Here is a 23,341-nt window from a genome sequence, read left to right as displayed (position 1 = left end):
TCGACAAGATCGTCACCAGGTCAGTCACCGAGCCGCTGCCAGGCCTGCGCCAGCAGTGCGCGGGTGTCGCGCAGCAACTGTGGCATGATCTTGGTCTCGCCGACAACGGTGATGAAGTTGGCATCCCCGACCCACCGGGGCACGATGTGCTGGTGCAGGTGCTCGGCCAACGAGCCGCCCGCCGCGTAGCCGAGATTGAGTCCGACGTTGAACGCGTTGGGATTCGACACCGACTTGATCGTCCGGATGATGCGCTGGGTGAATCCCATCAGCTCCGACGACTCCGCCGGGCTCAGGTCCTCGAGGTCCGCGACCTGCCGATACGGCACGATCATGGTGTGACCGGGGTTGTACGGGTACAGGTTCAGCACCGCGTACACGGTCTCGCCCCGAGCGACGATCAATCCGTCCTCGTCGGACATGTGCGGGATGTCCAGGAAGGGATGCCCGCTACTCGTCTTCTCCGGCGGGTCGGACGTGATGTAGGTCATCCGGTGCGGACTCCACAGCCGCTGCAGCCGGTCCGGGTCGCCGGTGCCGCAGTCGCGGATCACGCCGTCCGGTTCAGCCATCGGCCGGATCCGCACTCGTGGTCCCGGCGATGAGATCGGCGGTCGGCGATTCGTTGCGTCGGGCCGAAACCCACGCGTCGACGAGGTCGACGGCCTGCCCGACCGGCACCCCGTTGACCTGGGTGCCGTCGCGGAACCGGAAGCTCACCGCGCCCGCCTCGACGTCGCGCTCCCCCGCCAGCAGCATGAACGGCACCTTGCCGGTGGTGTGATTGCGGATCTTCTTCTGCATGCGATCGTCGGAGTGGTCCACTTCGGCACGAATCCCACGCGTGCGCAGTTCGCCGACGACGCCCTGCAGGTGATCGGCGAACGCTTCCGCCACCGGAATCCCGACCACCTGCACGGGTGACAACCAGGCCGGGAACGCCCCCGCGTAGTGCTCGGTGAGGACACCGAAGAAGCGCTCGATGGAGCCGAAGAGTGCGCGGTGGATCATCACCGGCTGATGCTTGGCACCGTCGGCGCCGGTGTACTCCAGGTCGAACCGGGCCGGTTGGTTGAAGTCCAGCTGGATCGTCGACATCTGCCAGTTTCGGCCGAGCGCGTCACGGACCTGCACGGAGATCTTCGGACCGTAGAACGCCGCCCCGCCCGGGTCCGGCACCAGATCCAGGCCCGACTCCTGCGCGACCTCGGCGAGGGTGTTGGTGGCGATCTCCCACGACTCGTCGTCACCGACGAACTTCTTCGGGTCCTTGGTGGACAGCTCGAGGTAGTAATCGTCGAGCCCGTAGTCGGCGAGCACGTCGAGCACGAACGTCAGCAACGAGCGCAGCTCGTCGCGCATCTGTTCCCGCGTGCAGTAGATGTGCGCGTCGTCCTGCGTCATGCCGCGCACGCGGGTCAGCCCGTGGATGACACCCGACTTCTCGTACCGGTAGACCGATCCGAATTCGAAGAGCCGCAACGGGAGTTCACGGTACGAACGCCCGCGCGACCGGAAGATCAGGTTGTGCATCGGGCAGTTCATCGGCTTGAGGTAGTAGTCCTGGGCCGGCTTGCGCACACTGCCGTCGTCGTTGAACTCGGCGTCGATCTGCATCGGCGGGAACATGCCGTCGGCATACCAGTCCAGGTGGCCCGACACCTCGTAGAGATGCCCCTTGGTGATGTGGGGCGTGTTCACGAACTCGTAGCCGGCGGCGATGTGCCGACGCCGCGAGTAGTCCTCCATCTCGGTACGGATGATCCCGCCCTTGGGATGGAACACCGGAAGCCCCGACCCGAGTTCGTCGGGGAAACTGAACAGGTCCAGCTCGGCACCGAGCTTGCGGTGATCGCGGCGTTCGGCCTCGGCCAGAAGTTCGAGATATGCCTCCTGCGCCTCGGCCGATTCCCACGCGGTCCCGTAGATCCGCTGCAGGTCGGCATTGTCCTGGTCGCCGCGCCAGTACGCCGCCGAGCTGCGAGTGAGTTTGAACGCGGCGATGTACTTGGTGGTCGGCACATGCGGGCCGCGACACAGGTCGCACCAGATGAGATCGCCGGTGCGGGGATTGAGGTTGTCGTAGGCGGTGAGCTCTGCGCCGCCGACCTCCATGACCTCCGAGTCGGCCGCCGCACCTTTGTCATCGATGAGCTCGAGCTTGTAGGGCTCGTTCGCCAGCTCGAGTCTCGCCTCGTCCTTGGACTGGTAGACACGACGGGAGAACCTCTGCCCCGACTTGATGATCTGCTTCATCTTCTTCTCGAGCTTCGCGAGATCCTCCGGGGTGAAGGGATCGGCGACGTCGAAGTCGTAGTAGAAGCCGTCCTTGATCGGCGGTCCGATGCCGAGTTTTGCCTGCGGGAACAGTTCCTGCACCGCCTGCGCGAGGACATGTGCACACGAGTGACGGATCACGCTGCGCCCGGCCTCGGTGTGGGCGGCGACGGGCTCGACGTCGGTGTCGAGTTCGGGCACCCACGACAGATCCCGCAGCTCACCGGCGGCGTCGCGTACGACGACGATCGCGTCGGGCCCCTTGTTCGGCAGGTCGTGCTCGCGCAGCGCCGTGCCCGCGGTAGTCCCAGCTGGCACACGGATCGTGGCGGGGCTGGTCACCAACACTTCATCGGGCACGTCGAGCGCTCCTTGGTTCGGATTCGGTTCGGGAGTTCTTGCACCGATGATCGTATCCGCGTGGCCACCGTGTTCTCCCACCCGCCGGGTCAGAGATCAGAAAATCGGGCTGGCAAGCCACTGCGCGTCGATGTTCAGCCAGCCCGCGAAGGTGCCGAGGGCACCGAGCACCCAGAGCGAACCGAGCACCACCGCGCAGGTCCCGAGCGCAAACACCCCCTGCAACGACCAGTGCTGACGCTTCATCCACTCTGCCCAGTCGTCGTACTTCCCACGTGCGAACCGGAGCAGGCGATGCGCCCAGTCGAACTCGGACGCGAGGATGCCGAGCCCCAGGAACACGATGAGCCAGCCAGGTCCGGGGTACGGGATGGCGACGATACCGCCGGCGAGAACCAGTGCGCCGATCACGCCGACCGCGATCCGATACGCAAGATTCAGATGCCGGTTGCGGCGAATGACATACCTGCCTTTGCGATGCCACATGCGCACCCTCATCGCCGCCGACATCATCCCCCATCCGTTCCACGCTGCCTTTCGGTATGTCCGAAATGCCAGATACCCAACAGGTTACGCGGCCACCGGCCGGTCCGGACCGTCGACAACGATCACCGATGTGGCCGTGGTGGCCTCCGTGACCGTTGCCGGACGACGGCGGGCACCCGCCACGAGGGTCACGACGATGGTGATCAGCAGCACGAGCGGATAGCAGCCCGCGTACAGCACCACCAGCGGGTAGTCGAACCACTGCGGGTCGGGCCAGCGCGGCATCATGAACAGCCCCAAGGCAATCGCATGGTCCGCAGTCCAGCGAGGGCCGCTGTCCCACCAGTTGTACCAATAGGTGAACGACAGAGCCACGATGCCGGCGGGCGCCAACCAGACCCACAGCGTGCGCGAACGGTAGGCCTCGTCGAAGGCAATAACCAGCAGTGGCACGAACCACACCCAGTGGTGTCCCCAGGAGAACGGCGACACGGTCGACCCGGTCATCCCGACGATTGTCACCGCCAGCAGCGCGCGCCCGTTGCGCTGCGCCACGACCGCCGCCCACAGTCCGAGTGCGGCGGCCACCAGCGCCACCGGCAACCACATCCACAGCGGCGCCTCGAAGACAGGTCCGCCCGGCATCGGATGGGCGAAACGCCGGATGTCGAAGTAGGCAAGCAACTGCGAGATGAATCCGTTGATCGATTGATTCGCGGGTGAGTCGACGCGACCGATCCGCGCGGGCGCCCCACTCGCGTCGACCGTCCAGAACCGCCACGAATCCGATGGGATGACGACGAACGCGAGCGCCACCGTGCATCCGAAGGCGACGACGGCGGTCGCCGCGGCCCGCCAGCGGCGCACGAACAGTAGATAGACGACGAAGAACGCCGGGGTCAGCTTGATGCCGGCCGCGATGCCCACTCCGATCCCGCGCAACCGGCTCCCCGGTCGGATCATGTCCAGGAGCACAAGGTCGGCCAGCACCAACAGCATCAGGAAGATGTTGACCTGGCCGAGCCACACGGTGGTTCGCACGGGTTCGAGTGCTGTCGCCGCCACCGTCGCGAACACCGAGAAGATCAGCAGACTCCGGTCGATCCGGTATCCCAGGCTGCGGAAACTCAGCACGATCACCGCGCACAACGCGACGAATGTCGCCGCAAACCAGACCGCCTTGGCGGTGGCGACCTCCAGGAGGGCAAAGGGGGTCATCACCAGCGCGGCGAACGGCGGGTAGGTGAAGTCGAGATTCCACAACACGCTGTTCGTGTACAGCGGTCGGCCGTCGAGGACCGTGCGGGCTCCGGCCCGGTAGACGCGCAGGTCGGTGGCGTTCTGAAACAGTCCGTAGAACGGGTCGCCGAACGGCAGAACCTTTGCCTGCCACCAGATTACCAACACGGCAAGAATCGCGACCACGATCACCGGACGCCGCCCGATCGTCATCGACGAGCGTCGCGACAGCGCACTCGTCTCCGGCATGAGTCAGACGGTACTGGAGAGTCGCCGCAGGCCAGAGGGCGAAACGCCAATGGTGGCGAAATCGTAAGGCGTGCAAACCGATGCCCTACCCACCGGACCAGGCATCTCAGTTGTCGCAAATTAGATTGTCTCGTATCTAAAGTCTCATCTCGCTGTTACTTGCTGCTATGCGCACGACTTGGGCGTCACGTCTCACAACACTCTGGGGAGACCTCGCACATCTCGAAACTATTTCGAGATAGCATGCAGAACATGTCGCTCGATTCACCGGAGACTCCGGCCGGCCTGGAACTCGGCTATGCACGTGGCCATGCGGCGGCCGCCGGCCTCGAGTCGCAGATCGACGCCCTTCTGTCGACCGGCCTCGATGCCAACCGCATCTACACAGACGATCATTCGACGGGCCCACCGGCCAGGTCGCGTCCGGGGTTCGATGCCCTCCTCGACTACGCGCGAGCTGGTGACACCGTCGTCGTACCGAGCATCGACAGTCTCGGGCAGACGAGGACCGAGATCCTCAGCACGACACGCCTGCTCACCGAGCGCGGGATCGCGCTGCGCGCGCTGCGCGAACGAGTAGACAGCGGTGACGAGACCGGCTCGATGATCATCGGGGTTCTCGCCTCCCTGGGCGCGGTCGACGATTCCTCGACCCGACAGCCACCCGTTCGTCGACCCACCGGGAGTGCCACCCTGGGCCGGCCACGAGTTCTCAACGACGAGCAGATCGAGCTCGCAGAACGCATGCGCGCCAACGGAGATCGCGTCCCCACCATCGCCGACGCACTCGGAGTGAGTCGCGCCACCCTCTATCGGACACTTGCAGAAAGGCGGTCTACGTCATGACCACTTCGGACTCCCGCGTCATCGCTCTCCCCCACGCCATCCCGCCCGAATCTGCAATCTGCGACGCGTCGCTGGATCACGAGCGCTTCGAGTCCGGATTCGACGACGCATCAGCGCATCTGGCGTCGCTGCCACGTGCCTGGGCCTCACACCACGCGTCAACCATGCTGGCCGACGGTCGAATCCCCGACGAGAAGGAAGCGTACGAACGCGGCTACCGCGCCGCGCTGTACGGGTACCTCCGCCAGCCCCGGAAGAAGTGATCGTGGTCCAGACGGGACCACATCGCTGGCGTTTCGGCAACGAGACTCTGGCTCACAGCGTTAGAGGTGCTGTCCACTCGCCAGTCGGCCCGCGACGTCCTTGATGAACGTCCGAACCCGATCGGCCAGCCACAACAACTGACGGTCAACGGGATCGAGCGGGTCCATCGAACTCGGCGTGTCCGCCGGTTCGAGGAGGATTCCGTGTTCGATGGCACGCACCACCTTGCTGAAACAGATGTCCTCGGCGTCAGGGTGGTCGACGGTGGTGATGCTCATGCCGCTGAGCGCTCGAGCCGCCATCTGTCGCCGCCACGGTGCAACGTCACGGCGGGTGTTGGGAACAAGCCTGTTCAGTTCGTGCTCCGCCGCGGCGCACAGCAGCGCGGCCGGGCACGCCACGCAGAACTCACGGTCGGCCAACCGGTCGAAGCCCCGGCTAAGGAACACGACGGCTTGCTCGCTCAGGTACGCCTCGGCGTTGGCGCCGAGGATCATCTCGTACTCGCTGAGCGGGCCTGCGGGCTCGTACTCGCCGTCGTGCAACGCCATAGTCAATTGTCGTTGCGTCACGCGACCGGCGTCAACGCTGCCCGTCGGAAAACGGACTTTCGCCGTGCTCCATCACTTTCACCGTGCGCAGAAAGATCAGACGAAACGCTGCACATCGTCGGCGCTTCGATGTGCTGCCCACCCCGGATCACCGGTGGCCGCGAAGCTCACCCACGCGTGATGCATCTCGTCGGCGACGCGTTGGTCGGGTTCGGGCCCCACCAACGCATGAGCGGACTCCAGATGGTCGAAGACGAACGGGATCTCCACGGCGTGACCGGCCTGGATATCCGCCTGCGGACTGCGGTACCCGAATTCGTACACGTGCGTCGTGCCGGTCGTCCGAGACTCGGCGATCGCGGTGGTGGGTGACGAGAACGCTCGTGCAGTGAGCGCCTCGCTGACCGCCTCACCCGGGCTCGCGCCCGCATCGAGCCGACTGCGCAGGTAATCGAGGCCGCCGGGACCGCGTCCGAGGATGCCGGCCGCGGCTTCCTCGGTGACGGCCTGCGCACCGCCGGTCGCGACCAGGAAGAACCGGAACTCATCGGCATTCCAGCCGGCGAGCAGCGGTGTGTCAGCACCGGCACCAGCCGAAATCGCCTCGTGCGGAAGCGCCGTGAGCACCTTCCCATCGACCACCGGGAACTGCGACATGATCCCCATGCCGACATCGACGACCGTGCGTCCCCACACCTCCGGGTTCGGATCCAGCATCAACTCCAACGCCACCGTCGATTGCGCCTGCAGCATGTCTTCCACGCCGAGCTTGCCGAAGGCCTCCACGGTGGCCTCGATCTCGAGGATCTGCGCCATGCGGGCGGTGACCTTGCGAGCGTCGGCGGGATCGGCAGCGGCAGAGCCGTTGCCGCTCTGCATGACGGCGCGCTGGAACAGGCCGGCGGCGAGCGGAGACGCCAACAGTGACGCGACGCTCATCGCGCCCGCAGACTCGCCGAAGACGGTCACGTTGTCGGGGTCGCCGCCGAACGCCGCGATGTTGTCGTGCACCCAGTGCAGCGCGGCGATCTGATCGAGTAGCCCGCGGTTGTCCGGCGCCCGCTCGATCGACGCGAAACCTGCTGTGCCAAGCCGATAGTTGATCCCGACGCAGACAACGCCGTCCCGCGCGAACGTGTCCCCGGCATACATCTCGATGCGGTTGGAACCTCTCGTGAACGCACCGCCGTGAATCCACACCATCACCGGCAGTCGGCCGCCTGCGCTCGGGTCCGGGGTCCACACGTTGAGGTTCAGGTAGTCGTCGCCGAGCACGATCACGTTGTCGAGCAGCGCCGCGACCGGAGCGGGATAGCCGACCTGTGGGGCTGTGGGCCCGTACTCCGTGGCCGGCCGGACGCCATCCCATGCAGCGGGAGGAGCGGGAGCGGCAAAGGCCGCCTCGCCTATGGGCGGTGCCGCGTAAGGGATTCCGAGGTAGGCGAAGATCCCATCGGCATTCAGGCCGGACACCCGGCCGCCCGTGGTGGACACCGCAGGGGCCGTCACGTCTGTGTGCGTCATCGGATCGACGGTACGCGAGAGCAGTCGTCACCGGCTGATACTTGGTGGTCCCGGCTGGGATCGAACCAGCGACCTTCCCGGTGTGAACGGGACGCTCTTCCACTGAGCCACGGGACCGTGCGTGCGACGCGCGTTGGCGCTGTGCACGAGGCAGAAGACTACACGCTGGCACCGCTGCATCCCAAATCCCTTCGCGCCGATGCGCCGTGTTGCCGCCGTGCCGCCGAGCTACGCCTCTGACCAGGCGATTTGGCTACTGCGTGTTGGTCGGATAATGTTCACCATCGCGTCGTGAGCAACAAAACGGTCCACAAGATCAGCTCACGAGCATGCGGATGTAGCGCAGCTGGTAGCGCATCACCTTGCCAAGGTGAGGGTCGCGGGTTCGAATCCCGTCATCCGCTCGGCGCGAGTCGACTCGCATCTGGTGGTGTGGCCGAGTGGTGAGGCAACGGCCTGCAAAGCCGTGTACACGGGTTCGATTCCCGTCGCCACCTCCAGACCATCAATTTCATACCCGCGCGATTAGCTCAGCGGGAGAGCGCTTCCCTGACACGGAAGAGGTCACTGGTTCAATCCCAGTATCGCGCACCAATCGGACCCGTTGCCCGCAGCGGGTCCGAAATGCTGTAACCCCCAACCAACAGCCCACCCCCAGGATCTGTCATGACCGCTGATCGCGATGCCCTCCAGTTCACTCTCGAATGGGTGAAGACCAACGGATTCGCCGTCAGCGGCACCGACGTCGTCACCGAACTGCTGCCGATCACGCGTCACGTCGACGACATCGTCGACCGTGAAGATCGTCTGCGCGCCGCCGTTGCGCGCGTCGAATCGCGCCGCCTCGCACTGGTGTGAGGGCGGGCAAGTAGCCGCCGACGCGGCCGCACCCCTCTGCGACACTCCTCTCTGGGATACTTTCGGATCGTGGAATCCACAGCACACCTGAGTGTCGAGGCGGTTACCGACCGCAGTCTCGCCGACGACGTGTCCGCGGTGGCACAAGTGACTTTCCCGCTGGCGTGCCCGCCGCACTCCACACCGGAGGACATTGCGGGCTTCCTGGCAACCAACCTGCGACCGAACGACTTTCGCGGGTACATCGACGACCCCGACTGTGACGTGCTGGTCGCACGGCAGGAACCGGGCGGACCAATTCTCGGATACTCCCTCGTGTTCCACACCGAACCGCAGAACCCGCAAGTGCGCGAGGTGATCGCCACCCGACCGGTCTCCGAGGTCTCGAAGATGTACGTGCTGCCCGACCATCACGCGCGCGGCCGGGCCCAGTCGGCGTCTCGAGCGTTGATGACGGCCGCGATCGAGTCGGCACGTGCGCACGGCAGTGTGCAGATCTGGCTCGGCGTCAACGAGGAGAACTTCCGGGCTCAGCGGTTCTACACGAAGATGGGCTTCCGCCGGGTCGGCACCAAGACCTTCGACCTCAACGGCTCAATCGAACACGACCATGTGATGGTGCAGGATGTCGATGTCTGATTTGTGACTGGAGTGGCTCCTGTTCACCACGGTTCACTGCAGTTCACTGAAGAGATTTATGGTCCCTGAGCTGCGAAAATAGTTCTTGACTCGCATACGTGTTCGAGTATTCTGGACGCATGCCCCACATCGAACACCTTTGCGACCAACTCGCCGAGTTCGCACCACCCGACACCGGCCGTGAGGTGCACGACGCCCTGTCGGCGCTGCTGCGGCTACGAAACCTGGTCGACCACCACGCCGCGGTGTTGGTTGGTGCTGTCGAACGCCTGGGGCTCGCGAAGAAGCAGGGTCGCACCACCCGCGAACTGTTGATCGTCATGGGCGCCGCGCCCGCGGTCGCCACTCGGTTGCTGCGTATCGGTGTTGCTTTGGCCGGTACGCCGCGGTTGGCCGGTCACACCGCTGACGGGTCTGTCTCCGGCGAGCACGCGGATGCGATCGCCCGCGGACTGTCCCATATCGGTGTGCGGGCGAGGGAACCGCTGTCGGAGTCGCAGCGTCAAACCTGTGTGACCGATCTTCTGGCCCAAGCCTTCTCCGGCGCCACCCCCGCCGACATCGACCGCCGTGCCCGCACCCTGGGTAACCAGGTCGCCGACGATGCTCCCGCCGCGGTACCCGCTCGCGATGACCGCGACATCAACACCTTTGATGTTGCCACCGACGGTGACGGTCGGGTCGTGGTGCGTGGGGATGTGGATGCGGTGATCGGGGAGAAACTGCACACCATGATCGACGCCCTGGCCGCACCCCGTCCCGAACCCGACGGCTCTCCGGATGCCCGCTCGCCCGGGCGTCGCCGCTCCGAAGCGTTGGAACGCATCCTTGATGCCGCCGCCCACGGGGATGACGGGTTGGTGGGCATGCCGAAACATCAAGTGCTGCTCACGTTGCCGGCGGACAATCCGGATCTGGCGTCGATGGCGTTCACCGGACCCGTCACCCTGGACACCGCCCGGTTGTTGACCTGTGATGCGACGGTCACCGGGATCACCGTCGACAAGGACGGGGTGCCGGTGGCGATGACCGACAACCTACGCCTGTTCCCACCACACCTGCGTCGAGCGTTGATCGTGCGTGACGGAGGGTGCTGCATCAAATGCGGCGCGCCGGCGTCCTGGGCCCACGCACACCACATCAGACATCACGCCGATGGCGGCAGAACCGTCCTGGACAACGGGTGTCTGCTGTGCCCGTCCTGCCACACCGATGTGCACCACAACGGGTGGGACGTCGTCCTCGGGGCTGACCGCCACCCCTGGCTGATCCCGCCGGCCTCCGTCGATCCGGAAAGGAGACCACTACCGGCCTACAACCGACGCACCATGCGACTCGACAACGCCGCCTGAACCCGACCACGTGATCTCGCGCCCCTGCCGCTGATCGAGCCGGTACCGACCCCAGGGGCGAGGCACCGTGTCGAGATCCGCCGGTGACCATCCCGATCAGCGGAGTTCGCTCCGCGCACGACCTTTGAGAACTCCATAGTGTGAACCGCGACGCCACGGGAAACCGTTGCCGCGCAGTCGAAGCCCCCCACCCCGGAAACCTCCGAGGCCACACCAGCTGGCCCACGCCCGGGAGATGTGATGACTTCGGCAGCGCGACAGCGAACCAACCGCGTCCGAGAGCTGTTGTCAGGCAGCGGCTTCCGCGAAGCGCGACAGCGCGAGCAATCGTGACGTCGCTCGCAGGTACTTCTTTCGGTAGCCGCCGGACAGCATCTCATCGGTGAAGATCTGGTCGAGCTTGCTACCGGAGACGGTCACCGGCACGTTCGCGTCGTACAGACGGTCGGCGAGCACCACCAGGCGCAATGCAACCGACTGATCGCGAGCGGGATGGACTCCCCGGATGCAGACCAGCGAGACGTCCTCGATGAGGTCCTTGTATTTCGAGGGGTGCAGGGTGCTGAGGTGATCGCAGAGCGCGTCGAAGTCGTCGAGGGTCGCGCCCGGCGTGGACTCGGCGACCTCGAGCAGCTCGTCGTCGGTGCGCGGTTCCGGGGCCGGCGGCAGGTCGCGGTGACGGTAGTCGGGACCGTCGACTCGGATGGTCTCGAACACGGATGAGAGTTTGCGGATCTCGCGCAGGAAGTCCTGAGCGGCGAACCGGCCCTCCCCCAACTGGCCGGGCAGGGTGTTCGAGGTGGCGGCTATCGACACGCCCTGCGCGGTGAGTTCGGTGAGCAGTCGCGACACCAACATGGTGTCGCCGGGATCGTCGAGTTCGAACTCGTCGATACACAGGACTGTGTGCTCCGAGAGTCGCTCGACGGCGTTCATGAAGCCGAGCGCGCCCACCACGTGCGTCACCTCGACGAAGGTCGCGAACGACTTCGGCTCGGGCATCGAGTGGTAGATCGAGGCCAAGAGGTGCGTCTTGCCGACACCGAAGCCGCCATCGAGGTACAGACCGATACCCTGACTCGGCCCCTTGCGCGAGAAGAAGCCGCGCTTGCCCGACCGCACCTTGGACGCCCGCTCCACAAAGTCGCGGGCCTTGCTCACCGCTTGGGCCTGCGACGGTTCGTTGGGATCGGGGATATAGCTGTCGAAGCTCACCTCGTCGAAGGTCGACGGGGGCACCATCTCGTCGATGAGCGCATCGGGAGATACCGACGGGTTGCGATCGCAGAGTCGTGCCACCATATGGGGAGCCTAGCCACATGCAACATGAGGGAGTCATGTTCCACCTACAGAAAGCGACCCAGGTCACATCCGGAACCGACGACACCTCGACCCTGCGCCGGCTCGCCGACGCCTATCCGTACCCGCAGGTACCGGCGTCACCGCCCTGCCTGACCCGGCCTTATGTGCGAGCGAACTTCGTCAGTTCGATCGATGGGGCGGTCACTCACAACGGAAAGTCGGCCGATCTCGCCGGACCGGGTGACAAGGCAATCTTCCGGGTACTGCGCGCGCTGGCCGATGTCGTCCTGGTGGGTGCGCGCACCGCGACCGTCGAGGACTACGGTCAGCCGTCGCCGGACGATGTGTTCGCACACGCACGCAACCGTGCCGAACAGACACCTGCACCGGCACTTGCGCTCGTGTCGCGAACGCTCGCGATCCCGGCCGACTATCCGCCACTCGCCCACCCCGACACCGTGGTCTTGACCTGCCGAGATGCGCCCGCGGACACACGCCGGGAACTCGTCGCCGCCGGTGCCACCCTGATCGACTGCGGCGACGACACCGTCGACCTGCAGATCGTCCTCGATCGATGTGCCGAACGCGGCTGGCACCGCGTTCTCTGTGAAGGTGGGCCCAGCCTCCTCGGGTCGCTGGTGACCGAGGATCTGGTCGACGAGGTGTGCCTCACGACGAGTCCCCACCTGGTGGCCGGCGACGCGAGTCGCATCGCGCACGGCCGCCGGCCGGCCGTACTTCGCGACATGCACACCGAACTGATCCTCACCGACGACGACGGATTCATGTTCACCCGATGGGTCAGGACCGGTCGAACATCGGATTGAGACGCACAGGTCGGGACGGCCATTCGACAGCCGACCGACGACCATTGACTACGCTCGCGGACATGCGAGTTGCGCGGGGCGGCCGGACTCGGGACAACGGTGGCCGATGGACGACGAGTGGCCGAAGGACGACGAGGTACCGAAGGACACGGGTGATGGCGGGTGCCCTCGGCGCCGCCACCATGCTGATCGTGTCGGCGTGCGCGGTCGGACCGGATCGTGGACCCGGCCTCATCGCCGGCGAGCACGGCGACGAGCCGGCGTCGACGTCCTCGGCGCCACCCCCACCGCCGACCCTCACCGCGCCACGACAGGATCTGTCGTGGCGGGAGTGTGCGCAGACAACGGCCAATCGTCTCGAGGTCGCCGTACCGGCCGGAGTGGTCATCGAGTGTGCGACTTTCAGTTCGCCCGTGGACCCCGCCAAGCCCGACGACGAAACCATCACGATCGCCGCAACCCGGCTCCGCACTGCCCAGACGCCGGCCAATGCGGCGCCGCTGGTGCTGACCGCCGGGTCCGACATGCCATCGACACGCGCACTGTTGCTGACCGCCCGGGGTCAGGGGCGCGAACTCCTGCGCACCCACCCGATCGTCGCGATCGACCGCCGCGGCCTGCCGCAGAGCAACCCGCTCGACTGCATGACCCGTGCCGAACGCGCGGCTATCACCGACAACGGGCTCTCCGGCGGAACCTCGCAGGCCAACCGGATCACCGAACTGGCGACCAGCGCGTCGTCCGCCTCAGACGGTTGCACCGAGACCCTCACGCCCTACCAACTGGACTTCTCCATCGGCTTTGCGGCATCCGACCTCGAAACGCTGCGAACCAGATGGGGTGTCGAGCATCTCGGCCTGATCGGAGTGGGCGAAGGTTCCGACGTCACCCTGGCCTACGCCTCGATACACGGCAAACGCGTCGGACGCCTCATCCTCGACACTCCCACCCCGTTCGGTGCGACGGCACGTGATCGCGCCCAGAGCCGATCCACCGGGGTCCAAGCCGGTCTGCAGGCGTTCGCTCAGCGCTGCGCGAACCTGCCGAACTGCGCCTTCGGCGCCGACGGCGTCGCGACCATGAAACGAGTGATCGACAAGGGCGCGCAGGGACGCCTGCGCGGGCTCTCCGACACGCAGGTGCTCTCGGCGATCACCACCGCGGTCGCGCTCGCGCCCGACGAACCGGGTGCGCTGCCCGCCATCGCCAGTGCGATCACCGCCGCAGACCGCGGTGACGTCACCGCCCTGACGGCTCTCGCCGATCAGGCCGCAGACCTACGCCTGAACGACGGCGCGCTGGTGTCCAGATGCAACGACGTGATCGGACCCGTCGGCCAGAACGAGATACCCGGGCTCATCGACACGTGGTCGCGCCAGAGTCCCCTCACCGGCAGCGACAGTGCGCTGTCGCTGATGCGCTGCAACGGCTGGGCCGCCGGTGAGCCCACTGCGGCACCGCAATCGTTCGTGACCCCTCCCCTGGTGCTCAACGGCAGCAACGACACCATCAACGGCGGCAACGGTGCGAGCGCCCTCCGGGCCACCTTCCTCAACGCCGGGGTCGATCCGGTCACCGTGACCTGGCCGGGGATCGGCTACTCGGTGCTCGCGCACAGCGCATGTGCGGCGCAGACGGTCGCCGAGTACGTCGACCGGGCCCCGCTCCCGGCACCGATCGAGCGCGGCTGCCCCGCCTGATCGGCTCCGGACATTTCGGCCGGCCCGCAAAAGCCGACCCGCACGGGGTTGTCCCGAATCGCGCTTCGCGTTCGTAGTACGGTTCGCGGGTGGCCATTCTCGACAGGTATCTCTACTGGTGATCTATGCCGATTAGCGCTCTGATCTGCGATGTTGGTGACACTGCCCCATAAGATTGACATGCACAGCGCTGCCAGTCAAGATAATGGGTGTGGCGCGTCGCGACTCCGAAACCCTGCCCCTGCCCGAGCTGGTCGACTCGTGGCTGCTGTCGCTGCGCGCCGAACGCAAGTCACCGAACACGATCGACACCTACCGAGCAGGCGTCGAACAGTTCCTCGACCACTGCAGTGACAACGGCCTACCGGCTGTCCTCGACCGGCCGACCGTCAACGCGTTCATCGCCGCTCTGCTCGACCGAGGCGCTGAGGCCTCGACGGCCGCGGCCCGCCAGCGCGCGGTGCGCCGGTTTTCGTCCTGGCTCGCCGACGAGGGCGAGATCGACCGCGACGACCTGCTCGGCCTCAAGCCTCCGAAGATCGACTCAAAGGTGATCCCGTCGCTGAGCGAGGAACAGGCCCGCGCGCTCGTCAAGGCGTGCAAGGGGAAGGATCTGCGCGACCGGCGCGACGAGGCGATCGTCCGACTGATGCTCGAAACCGGCACCCGAGCTGGCGAAGCGGTGGCGATGACGACCGCCGACGTCGACCTGGCGTCGCTGACCGTCATCATCCGGCGCGGCAAAGGTGGCAAGGCGCGATCGGTTCCCGTCTCGGCGACCACAGGCCAGGCGATCGACCGATACCTGCGCGCACGACGAACCCACCGGCTGGCTAACACACCCACCTTGTGGCTCGGCGAAGGCGGAAAAACGTTCGGCTACAACGCTTTATATAAGACACTCGGCTGGCGAGCCAATGTCGCCGGTATCCCCGAGTTCCATCCGCACATGCTGCGGCACACCGCCGCGTCACGGTGGCTGGCCGCTGGCGGTTCCGAGGGCGGCCTGATGGCGGTGGCGGGCTGGTCCACGCGGGCCATGGTCGACCGTTACGTTGCCGACACCGCGGCTGCACGTGCTGCCGACGAAGCCCGCTCACTCGGACTAGGAGACCTGTGATGCACTCGATCTCGCTCTACTGCGACCGCGGCCACGATCGGACCGAATTGGGCCGCTTGGTTCATCACGACTCGCTTGGCCCGTCGTGGACGCTTGAAGGCAACCGCAAAGCGGTGCAGATCCTCGACGAGAACAACACCCGAACCTCGGTCGCCACTGCTCGGCCCGACGAGGTACTCAGCCGGCGATACCGGATCTGCTGCGACTGCGGCCAGCGTGTCGTCGTCCGTGATGACCACCGGCTCTGGTCATGCCTCGCACAGCTCGCCGACAACAACGTCGCCGAGCTGCGACTCGCCGAGCTGCACAGCGCACTAAGGTTCAGTCGCGCACAGTGCTAGTCTGCCGCTAAGCGTTCCACGCGGATATGGATTCAAGGCCTTGTGCTATCGGAATCCGCGGTTCGTCCGAAAGCCTCCCAGCAGAGGGTAATTCACCCTTGCTCGGAGGCTTCTGTTGTCTTCCCCCTCCCCAGCTGAGCGCTCGATGCGCGCTCAGATCGCCGCCCACGAATCGTGGGCCAAAACCCCTGACCGTGCCGCGCGCACAGCCGCAGCTCGTCGTGGCCTAGAAGCGAAGTTCGAGCGCGAAGTCGACCCCGACGGCGTGCTCTCCCCTGTCGAGCGCGCCAAGCGCGTCGAGAACGCCCGCAAGGCCTACTACGCGCGACTGGCCCTGAAGTCCGCTCAGGCGCGCAAGGCCCGCAAAGGCGGTCGCGCATGAGCCCAGGACATGGGAACGGCCCCGAGATCACCACTCCCGAGGCCGTCCAAGAATCAGTAGCCACCAAGCCAACCGACTATGACCAGTCTATCGCCGGTGGTGGCCGATGACCACCGCATACGAGCGTGTCCTCGACGCGTTTCAAGGCCATGGGCTGATCGTCGACGACCACGGCAATTCGGCAGACTGTCAGGCACCAAACCATTCGTCGGCCGACCGATCGGTGAGCGTCAAAGCCATTGCGGGCAAGGTGCTTCTGCACTCTCACAGCGATCCGACCGACGAAGTCCTCGAGGCTCTCGGCCTGACACTGGCCGACCTGTTCGACAAGCCGACTACCCGATTCGACTATCCCGACGGCCGTTGGATGGAACGGACCCAGCACGGCAACGATCCGAAGCGCATCAAGCAGTCGCAAGGGCCGCGCCGCGACACTGCGCTCTACCGCACCCAGCTCGACGCCGAGCATGTGTGGATCGTCGAGGGTGAGTTCGGTGTCCACGCCGCCGAGGCAGAGGGGCTGGTCGCAACGTGCAGTCTCGGCGGGAGTGACAGCGCAGACAAGGCGGACTGGTCGCCGGTGTTCGGCAAGCACATCACGATCGTCCGTGACAAGGACAAGGCCGGCATGAAGTATGCCCGCAAGGTGACCGAAGCACTGGCCGGTCAGTGTCTATCGATTCGGATCGTCGAGTCGGCCACCGGCGACCCCGGCAGCAAACACGACATCGAGGACCACCTTGCGGCCGGATTCTCGGTCGACGAACTGGTCGAGGTCGAGGTCGTCGGCGATGAGGACCCGATCGACAGTCGGTTTCCGGCCATCGACTGGACGCGGCTACTCGACAGCCAGCGCGAACCCGTCGAATGGTTGGTGCCGAGCGTCATCGCCGCAGGCCGTTCCTACGCACTGGCCGCAACCGCCAAGGGCGGGAAATCGCTCACGGTGCTCGATCTGCTGATTCAGCACCGCGTGCGATGTGTGTACCTCGACTGGGAACAAACCGAGGACGACCTACGATCCCGCGCGCTGGCGATGGCGGTCACACCCGAGGATCTGGCGAACCTCACCTATCTGCTCTACCCGCCGATCCATCCCCTCGACACCGCGGCCGGAGGTGCCCAGCTCGCCGAGATCGTCGCACGGCACAAGCCCGATCTCGTGGTGCTCGACACCGTGTCCCGAGCGGTGAGCGGAGACGAGAACGAGTCCGCCACCTACCAGGCCCTCTACCGGCACTCGCTGCTTCATCTCAAGCGCGAAGGCGTCGCGGTCCTGCGCCTCGACCACCTCGGCAAGGATGCGGCCAAGGGTCAGCGCGGAAGCTCAGCCAAGAATGACGACGTCGACTGCGTATGGATGCTCGTCGAGAAAGTTGCCGGCCGGCACTACACCTTGCGCTGTGAACGGCAACGCTCCGCAGACCATCCAACGCACATCGAGATCGAACGCACGACCGACCCGCTGCGCCACGAACTTGCGGTCGGTCCAACCCTCGACGTGACCCGCCAGGGCCCGGTCGAGGCGGTCATGCGGGAACTCGACGAACTCGACGTGCCGACCGAATGGGGTCGCCCGAAGGTCCGCAAAGCGTACGCGGGCAAGTGCTCAAACAGCGTTCTCGACGAGGCGATCAAGAGGCGTCGAGAGGGCGAAAAGCTGACCGGGACAGGTCCGGTCAGGTCGGACCGCGAAAACCTGACCGAAATATCCCGGTCAGCTTCGGCACAATGGGACGAAACCGCAGGTCAGACCTGTCCCGGTCAGGTTTCGGTCAACCCTACCGCCGTCGACGTGTCCGACCTGACCGCCGTTTCCGCACCTATAGGTGCGGACAGGTCGGCACAGACCTGCTCGGTCTGCGGTGAATCCATGTCGTATCCGCCCGACATCGAGGCCGGACAGCACCCCGGATGTGATGCGTCGTGATGGAGACCAGACGCCTACCTCACGGCCTCGTCGCGCTCATCTACCTCCGCGACGAACGCACCGACCTCGACCCCGAGACCCGCGAACGCCTCGACCACATCACCACCGCCGCACTGTCCGAGGCCGAGTACCTCGCGCGGTGCGAGCAGACAGGCAGGCAGTCGTGAGCGCACCTGACCCGACCAAGACCCGCCGCCGCCTCACCCGCCGCGTGTACGCCCTCGCGGCCAAGGTGCACCATCGCCGCCTCAACGAGGCACAGCTCGCCTACCTCGACGCCGTGCTCGACCACTACCACGAATCCATCAAGGAGATGACCACCGATGACTGAGCACACCGACCTCGACAGTCGAGACAGCATCAACCACTACCTGACCGTCGCGGCCCTCGTCGCCGAGGCACGACAGCATGATGCGCTCGCCTACATCACGAGCCTCGACGCGACCGAACAGATCGACATGTGGATTGCAGGCTGCTCGATCACCATTGCGTTCGCCGACGACTGCCGACAGTTCCATGGCGTCCCGGTCGACCTGCCGGCCTGGTTCCGGACCATGGTCGCCCTCGCCGACGAGGACGGCGACCAGTGATGCCGTGCCTAGGCTGCGGAGAACCCAGCGACGCCACCCGCTGCGCCGACTGCGCACCCGAGCACGAGTCTGTGCGCCGCGCTGACACCCGCACCGACCGCCCCGCCACCAGCCCACGCCAGCGTGGCTACACGACCGCCTGGGACAAGCTGAGCCGCCGCGCACGCAAGCTGCAGCCCTTCTGCACCGACTGCGGCACCCGCGAGGATCTCACCGCCGACCACAGCCCCGAGGCATGGCGCAGGCACGAGGCAGGCAAACCGATCCGCCTGCAAGACATCGACGTCGTGTGTCGCCCCTGCAACGCCCGACGCGGCCGCGCCAAGCCCTCAACGGACGCCTCAACCCCAGGGGGAGCACCCCTGCGAGGGGGGACAGGACTCGGCGGGGGGGAGGCGCGAAACGCCTTACACACCCCCGGGGGTATGCCGGTGGGCGGTGATGCGGCGTGAAGGCCGGGCCCAAGGCCGCGGTGAACCCGGAGCCGCTGCCGTGGGCGCCGAGGGTGACCGGCTCGGCGCGCTTCGCGAAGTTCTGTGAGCGGTTCGTCAAGGTGCCCAAGGGCACCAATGCGCTCAAGGCGCTGCGCCTGCGCACCTGGCAGCGCGACCTGATCGGCAGTGTGGAGGACGCGACCCCGACGCCCAGGACGGCCGGCTGGATGCTGCCGCGAGGTCAGGGAAAGAGCACCCTGGTGGCCGCGTACGGCCTCTATCGGTTCTTCACCGACGGTGAGGGTGCCGTGGTGTGTGTGGTGGCCGTGGATGAGCGCCAGGCCGGGATCGTGTTCGGCATCGCCCGGCGCATGGTCGAGCTCGACGACGACCTCGCGAGCCGGGTGCAGGTGTTCAAAGAGCGGCTCTACAACCCGACGACCGACAGCTACTTCCATTGCCTGCCGGCCGAACCGAAACGCTTGGAGGGCTTGGACTACACCCTGGCGATCCTCGACGAGGCCGGCGTGGCGAACCGGGACTCATACGAGGTGCTGACGCTGGCCCAAGGTAAGCGGGAGCGCTCGACGCTGGTCTGTATCGGCACACCGGGCCCGGACCCGAACGATCAGGTGCTCGCGGATCTGCGCAACTATGCCGACGAGCACCCCGAGGACACGAGCCTGGTGTGGCGTGAGCACTCGGCGGCCGGTTTCGAGGATCACCCGGTGGACTGCGAACACTGCTGGGAGCTGGCCAACCCGGCGCTCGACGACTTCCTGCACCGCGACGCGCTCATCGCGCTGCTGCCACCGAAGACGCGGGAGGCGACGTTTCGGCGAGCACGGTTGTGTCAGTTCGCTTCTGACACAGATGGTGCGTTCCTGCCGGCCGGTGTGTGGGCGGACCTGTCGACGGGTCATCCGGTGCCCAAGGGTGCGCGGGTGGTCCTCGCCCTCGACGGGTCGTTCTCCGATGACACCACCGCGCTGCTGGTGGCCACGGTCTCGATCGAGCCGCACGTGGACAAGGTCAAGGTCTGGCAGCGCCCGGAGCGTGACGACACGAGTTGGCGGGTGCCGATCGCTGAGGTCGAGGATGAGATCCGCAAGGCGTGCCGGTACTGGCAGGTGGTCGAGATCATCGCCGACCCGTTCCGGTGGACTCGCACGCTGCAGGCGTTGGAGGCTGAGCGGCTGCCGGTGGTCGAGTTTCCGCACTCCCCTGCCCGGCTGACCGCCGCGACCGGCGACCTGTACAACGCGTGTCTCAACGGCCGGCTGACGCACTCCGGTGACCGGACGCTGGCCGAGCATGTGAGCGCCGCGGTGATCGTCGAGGACGCCCGCGGTATCCGGCTGTCCAAGGCGTCGCGGTCCAGGGCTGCCCGAAAGGTCGATTTGGCCGCGTGCCTGGTCATGGCGCATTCGCGTGCCACCTGGCGCGCATCCAAGAAGAAGAAACGAGCAAGGAGCTTCAAATGAGTAACCCAAATCCGTTGCAAACCAGACTGTTACAGCGCATCGACGAACCACTCGCCCGGTACGCCGTGCTCGATCGCTACTACCGCGGTCAGCAGCCGCTCGCATTCCTGGCACCCGAGGCGCGCACCGCACTCGGTGACCGGTTCGGCCGGATCGCCTCGAACCTGCCGAGACTGGCAGTGACGAGCATCGCCGAACGCCTGCGGGTCACCGGATTCTCCGGTGTCGACGTCTGGTCGGACTGGCTGCGCAACGACCTCGACCAGCTCGCCCCGGTGGCCCACCGCGAGGCGCTGCTGCTCGGTCCGTCCTACGTCATCGTGTGGGCCGGACCCGATGGCCGGCCTCAGGTGTCCATCGAATCGGCACACCAGATGAGCGTGATCCTCGACCCCGGCACCCGCCGGATCGTCGCGGCGTGCAAACGGTGGACCACCGACACCACCACTGAGGCAACGATTTTCGAGGCCGACACCATCACCCGGTTGCGGGCCAACACGACCGGCGCGACGACGGCCGGATTCGACACGGTGGCAGTGCTCGACAATCCGCTCGGTCAGGTGCCGGTGGTGCGGCTGGCCAACACCGACCGGATCCTCGGTGACCCGGTGTCGGAGATCGACGACCTGATCCCGCTGGTGGACGCGCTCAACAAGAGCCTGCACGACATGATGACGGGCTCGGAGTTCTTCGCCCGGCCGCGTCGGTGGGCCACCGGTGTCGAGTTGGTCGAGGAACCGGTTGTCGACGACGAGGGCAACCCGGTGCTCGACGAGGACGGCGACCCCGAGATGACCGAGGTCAACCCGTACCCGGAAGAGAACCGCATGATGATCGCCGAGCAGGCCGAGGCCAAGTTCGGTCAGCTCGAGGCCGCATCGCTGAGCGGCTACGAGACCTCGGTCAAGGTGCTGCTCGAGCAGATCATGGCGGTTTCGGCGCTGCCCGCGCACTACGTCGGCATCACGAGCGCGAACCCCGCGTCAGCGGACGCGATGCGGGCTGCCGAGGCCGCGCTGACTGCCCGCGCTGAATCCAAACAGGCACTGTTCGGCCGAGCCTGGGAGCAGGTGGCGCGGTTGATCGTCGCGGTGCGTGACGGTGCCGACCCCGCCGAGGTGCAGGCGTCGGTGGTGTGGGCTGATCCGAGTACCCGGTCGGTCGCGGCCGAGGCCGACGCGGTGGTCAAACTCCATCAGGCCGGACTACTGCCAGCCACCTACGCGCTCAAGCGCCTCGGCTACGACGACACCGAGATCGCCGAGATTCGTGCGGCGCGGCGCATCGAGGCACTCGACACCGCGGGCACCGACCTGGCCGCACTCGTGCCATGAGCTACACCGACACGATGGCGGCGCTCGCCGACTCGACAGACGCCAGGGTGCAGGCCCTCTACGCCCGCCACGAGCGCGGCGAGATCACCGAGGAACAGTTCGTCGCGCTGGCCACTGCCGTTGTCTCCCAAGGCGAGTCACGAGCCGTCAGCTTGGCCGACGTCGCGCTGGCCGCCACGCTGACTGCGGCGACCTCGGCCCTGAGGGTCCCCGTCGGCATGCTGCCCACCGTGAACGACGCATCGACCTCGGTCGCTGAGGTGATCCGCGAGGCCCTGGCCGATCCTGATCCGCCGGTCAAGCTCACGATCAACGTGCGTGACCGCGTGCTCGACACGGCGCAGCGCAGCTACGGCACCGCGATGCGACGCCAAGGCGTGCGGCACTGGACCCGGCGCCTGAACTCCGGCGCCTGCGAACTGTGCCGCGACCTCGCCGGCGACGTACTGCCCACCGAGGCCGACATGTACCGACACAAGGGCTGCGGATGCAGCCAGAAACCCATCACGGAGGAGAAGACACCAGCATGAGCACCGACACCACCCGCGAGACCGAGACCGAGGCCGTCGAACCAGGCGAGCCGGTCACCGATGAGCAGGAGCCCGCCACCGACGAGGCACCCGAGCAGGCCGAAAACAGCCCAGAGACCGAACCTGACGTGTTCCCGCGGGCCTACGTCGAGGAGCTGCGCCAGGAGAACGCCGACTACCGCACTCGCGCGAAGACCGCCGACGACCTCGCGAAGCGTCTGCACACCGAGCTGGTGCGCGCCACCGGCCGCCTCGCCGACCCTACCGACATGCCGTTCGACGCCGAACACCTCGACGACCCGGACAAGCTGGCCGCCGCGGTCGACGACCTGCTCGCCCGCAAGCCACACCTGAAAGCACGCCGAATTGTCGGTGCGGTCGGGCAAGGTGAATCCGACACCGCGTCGGGTGGTGTCAACCTGCTCGGCATCATGCAAGGCCGAGCCTGACACAGGAGGCAAAGGGATTGTCAGCGAACAAGCACTCACGCCAGGCTTACGCGCACCTCGCGAGCGTCTCGGTGCTGCCGGGAGAGAAGGAATTGGTGATCGCCGCCGCACAGGTCGAGGCCACCCTTGCGGTTGCCGAAGAGATACGCCAACTACGAAACACCGGACTCCCCAAGAAGTAATCGGTAATCGTTGTCATCTGGCCTGCATCCTGTCATCATGGGTGCAGGCCAGATGCCTGCCCAGAGACGTTGCGAGCCGGGCGCTCGACGT

At 66.3% G+C, this 23,341-nt stretch carries 26 protein-coding genes and 4 tRNA genes; 22 read left to right on the top strand and 8 right to left on the bottom strand.

Features of this window, described 5'->3' with window-relative positions; genetic code table 11:
* Positions 1–20: 20 nt before the first annotated feature.
* The 4 genes from ACWDTF_RS04295 to ACWDTF_RS04280 form a co-directional block, all read right to left on the bottom strand.
* Positions 21–572, bottom strand: a complete 552-nt coding sequence (locus ACWDTF_RS04295) for an HIT family protein (protein ID WP_240862704.1) — start codon at positions 570–572, stop codon at positions 21–23.
* Positions 565–2,637 (bottom strand): threonine--tRNA ligase, encoded by a 2,073-nt coding sequence (gene thrS / locus ACWDTF_RS04290; protein ID WP_240862702.1) that lies wholly within the window; start codon positions 2,635–2,637, stop codon positions 565–567. Before thrS ends, ACWDTF_RS04295 begins: the two co-directional genes overlap by 8 nt.
* 96 nt (positions 2,638–2,733) lie before the next feature.
* On the bottom strand, positions 2,734–3,147 hold the full coding sequence (locus tag ACWDTF_RS04285) for a TIGR02611 family protein (protein WP_240862723.1): 414 nt from the start codon (positions 3,145–3,147) through the stop codon (positions 2,734–2,736).
* 60 nt (positions 3,148–3,207) lie between these two features.
* Positions 3,208–4,611, bottom strand: a complete 1,404-nt coding sequence (locus ACWDTF_RS04280; protein WP_355277921.1) for a glycosyltransferase 87 family protein — start codon at positions 4,609–4,611, stop codon at positions 3,208–3,210.
* Between the two features lie 252 nt (positions 4,612–4,863).
* On the opposite strand from ACWDTF_RS04280, the gene ACWDTF_RS04275 reads away from it, so the two are divergent.
* Together ACWDTF_RS04275 and ACWDTF_RS04270 are read left to right on the top strand one after the other, a co-directional pair.
* Positions 4,864–5,457 carry a recombinase family protein gene (locus ACWDTF_RS04275; RefSeq protein WP_240862698.1) on the top strand — a complete coding sequence of 198 codons (594 nt, stop codon included), beginning with the start codon at positions 4,864–4,866 and terminating at the stop codon, positions 5,455–5,457.
* Positions 5,454–5,720 carry a hypothetical protein gene (locus tag ACWDTF_RS04270; protein ID WP_240862696.1) on the top strand — a complete coding sequence of 89 codons (267 nt, stop codon included), beginning with the start codon at positions 5,454–5,456 and terminating at the stop codon, positions 5,718–5,720. Before ACWDTF_RS04275 ends, ACWDTF_RS04270 begins: the two co-directional genes overlap by 4 nt.
* Before the next feature lie 60 nt (positions 5,721–5,780).
* Here ACWDTF_RS04270 and ACWDTF_RS04265 read toward each other — a convergent pair whose 3' ends face one another.
* The 3 genes from ACWDTF_RS04265 to ACWDTF_RS04255 all read right to left on the bottom strand — a co-directional run bounded on the left by ACWDTF_RS04265 (position 5,781) and on the right by ACWDTF_RS04255 (position 7,913).
* Positions 5,781–6,272 carry a hypothetical protein gene (locus ACWDTF_RS04265; protein WP_240862694.1) on the bottom strand — a complete coding sequence of 164 codons (492 nt, stop codon included), beginning with the start codon at positions 6,270–6,272 and terminating at the stop codon, positions 5,781–5,783.
* A 96-nt stretch (positions 6,273–6,368) separates the two neighbouring features.
* The gene (locus ACWDTF_RS04260) at positions 6,369–7,796 is read right to left on the bottom strand and encodes a carboxylesterase/lipase family protein (protein ID WP_355277918.1); all 1,428 of its coding nucleotides are present in this window, start codon (positions 7,794–7,796) and stop codon (positions 6,369–6,371) included.
* 42 nt (positions 7,797–7,838) lie between these two features.
* A tRNA-Val gene (locus ACWDTF_RS04255) sits at positions 7,839–7,913 on the bottom strand.
* 214 nt (positions 7,914–8,127) lie between these two features.
* Here ACWDTF_RS04255 and ACWDTF_RS04250 point away from each other — a divergent pair.
* The 6 genes from ACWDTF_RS04250 (at position 8,128) to ACWDTF_RS04225 (ending at position 10,645) form a co-directional block, all read left to right on the top strand.
* Positions 8,128–8,200: transfer RNA gene (locus tag ACWDTF_RS04250), tRNA-Gly, on the top strand.
* Positions 8,201–8,222: 22 nt separating this feature from the next.
* A tRNA-Cys gene (locus ACWDTF_RS04245) sits at positions 8,223–8,296 on the top strand.
* 19 nt (positions 8,297–8,315) lie between these two features.
* A tRNA-Val gene (locus ACWDTF_RS04240) sits at positions 8,316–8,390 on the top strand.
* A 72-nt stretch (positions 8,391–8,462) separates the two neighbouring features.
* Complete coding sequence (locus tag ACWDTF_RS04235; RefSeq protein ID WP_240862690.1) at positions 8,463–8,654, top strand: hypothetical protein; 192 nt, start codon at positions 8,463–8,465, stop codon at positions 8,652–8,654.
* 69 nt (positions 8,655–8,723) lie between these two features.
* Positions 8,724–9,293 carry a GNAT family N-acetyltransferase gene (locus ACWDTF_RS04230; RefSeq protein ID WP_355277916.1) on the top strand — a complete coding sequence of 190 codons (570 nt, stop codon included), beginning with the start codon at positions 8,724–8,726 and terminating at the stop codon, positions 9,291–9,293.
* 119 nt (positions 9,294–9,412) lie between these two features.
* On the top strand, positions 9,413–10,645 hold the full coding sequence (locus tag ACWDTF_RS04225; protein WP_449754004.1) for a DUF222 domain-containing protein: 1,233 nt from the start codon (positions 9,413–9,415) through the stop codon (positions 10,643–10,645).
* 288 nt (positions 10,646–10,933) lie between these two features.
* Here ACWDTF_RS04225 and zapE read toward each other — a convergent pair whose 3' ends face one another.
* Positions 10,934–11,947 (bottom strand): cell division protein ZapE, encoded by a 1,014-nt coding sequence (zapE, locus tag ACWDTF_RS04220; protein ID WP_355279772.1) that lies wholly within the window; start codon positions 11,945–11,947, stop codon positions 10,934–10,936.
* A gap of 35 nt (positions 11,948–11,982) precedes the next feature.
* Between zapE and ACWDTF_RS04215 the strand changes: the two genes are divergently transcribed.
* The 14 genes from ACWDTF_RS04215 to ACWDTF_RS04150 all read left to right on the top strand — a co-directional run bounded on the left by ACWDTF_RS04215 (position 11,983) and on the right by ACWDTF_RS04150 (position 23,250).
* Entirely contained in the window at positions 11,983–12,774 is a 792-nt protein-coding gene (locus ACWDTF_RS04215) for a pyrimidine reductase family protein (RefSeq protein ID WP_240857045.1), read from the top strand.
* 155 nt (positions 12,775–12,929) lie between these two features.
* Entirely contained in the window at positions 12,930–14,474 is a 1,545-nt protein-coding gene (locus ACWDTF_RS04210) for an alpha/beta hydrolase (RefSeq protein WP_355279775.1), read from the top strand.
* Between the two features lie 211 nt (positions 14,475–14,685).
* Positions 14,686–15,594, top strand: coding sequence for a tyrosine-type recombinase/integrase (locus ACWDTF_RS04205; RefSeq protein WP_449754003.1), 909 nt, complete (start codon positions 14,686–14,688; stop codon positions 15,592–15,594).
* On the top strand, positions 15,594–15,935 hold the full coding sequence (locus ACWDTF_RS04200) for a hypothetical protein (RefSeq protein WP_449754002.1): 342 nt from the start codon (positions 15,594–15,596) through the stop codon (positions 15,933–15,935). The genes ACWDTF_RS04205 and ACWDTF_RS04200 overlap by 1 nt, the downstream gene beginning before the upstream one ends.
* Positions 15,936–16,080: 145 nt before the next feature.
* A complete protein-coding gene (locus tag ACWDTF_RS04195; RefSeq protein ID WP_449754001.1) occupies positions 16,081–16,317 on the top strand; it encodes a hypothetical protein in 237 nt (78 codons plus the stop codon).
* A 106-nt stretch (positions 16,318–16,423) separates the two neighbouring features.
* Entirely contained in the window at positions 16,424–18,247 is a 1,824-nt protein-coding gene (locus ACWDTF_RS04190; protein ID WP_449754000.1) for an AAA family ATPase, read from the top strand.
* Positions 18,247–18,414, top strand: coding sequence for a hypothetical protein (locus ACWDTF_RS04185; RefSeq protein ID WP_449753999.1), 168 nt, complete (start codon positions 18,247–18,249; stop codon positions 18,412–18,414). Before ACWDTF_RS04190 ends, ACWDTF_RS04185 begins: the two co-directional genes overlap by 1 nt.
* Entirely contained in the window at positions 18,411–18,578 is a 168-nt protein-coding gene (locus ACWDTF_RS04180; protein WP_449753998.1) for a hypothetical protein, read from the top strand. Before ACWDTF_RS04185 ends, ACWDTF_RS04180 begins: the two co-directional genes overlap by 4 nt.
* Positions 18,571–18,837 (top strand): hypothetical protein, encoded by a 267-nt coding sequence (locus tag ACWDTF_RS04175; RefSeq protein ID WP_449753997.1) that lies wholly within the window; start codon positions 18,571–18,573, stop codon positions 18,835–18,837. The genes ACWDTF_RS04180 and ACWDTF_RS04175 overlap by 8 nt, the downstream gene beginning before the upstream one ends.
* A gap of 448 nt (positions 18,838–19,285) precedes the next feature.
* Complete coding sequence (locus ACWDTF_RS04170) at positions 19,286–20,755, top strand: terminase large subunit domain-containing protein (protein WP_449753996.1); 1,470 nt, start codon at positions 19,286–19,288, stop codon at positions 20,753–20,755.
* Positions 20,752–22,089 carry a phage portal protein gene (locus ACWDTF_RS04165; protein ID WP_449753995.1) on the top strand — a complete coding sequence of 446 codons (1,338 nt, stop codon included), beginning with the start codon at positions 20,752–20,754 and terminating at the stop codon, positions 22,087–22,089. The genes ACWDTF_RS04170 and ACWDTF_RS04165 overlap by 4 nt, the downstream gene beginning before the upstream one ends.
* Entirely contained in the window at positions 22,086–22,619 is a 534-nt protein-coding gene (locus ACWDTF_RS04160) for a hypothetical protein (protein ID WP_449753994.1), read from the top strand. Before ACWDTF_RS04165 ends, ACWDTF_RS04160 begins: the two co-directional genes overlap by 4 nt.
* Positions 22,616–23,068: a hypothetical protein gene (locus ACWDTF_RS04155; RefSeq protein WP_449753993.1), complete on the top strand. Its 453-nt coding sequence runs from the start codon at positions 22,616–22,618 to the stop codon at positions 23,066–23,068. The genes ACWDTF_RS04160 and ACWDTF_RS04155 overlap by 4 nt, the downstream gene beginning before the upstream one ends.
* A 17-nt stretch (positions 23,069–23,085) precedes the next feature.
* Positions 23,086–23,250, top strand: a complete 165-nt coding sequence (locus ACWDTF_RS04150) for a hypothetical protein (RefSeq protein WP_449753992.1) — start codon at positions 23,086–23,088, stop codon at positions 23,248–23,250.
* The last annotated feature ends 91 nt before the right edge of the window (positions 23,251–23,341 follow it).

The organism is Gordonia sp. NPDC003422 (assembly GCF_053588675.1).
The sequence above is the reverse complement of the archived record's forward strand: the minus strand, read 5'-3'. Positions and strand labels throughout refer to the sequence as shown.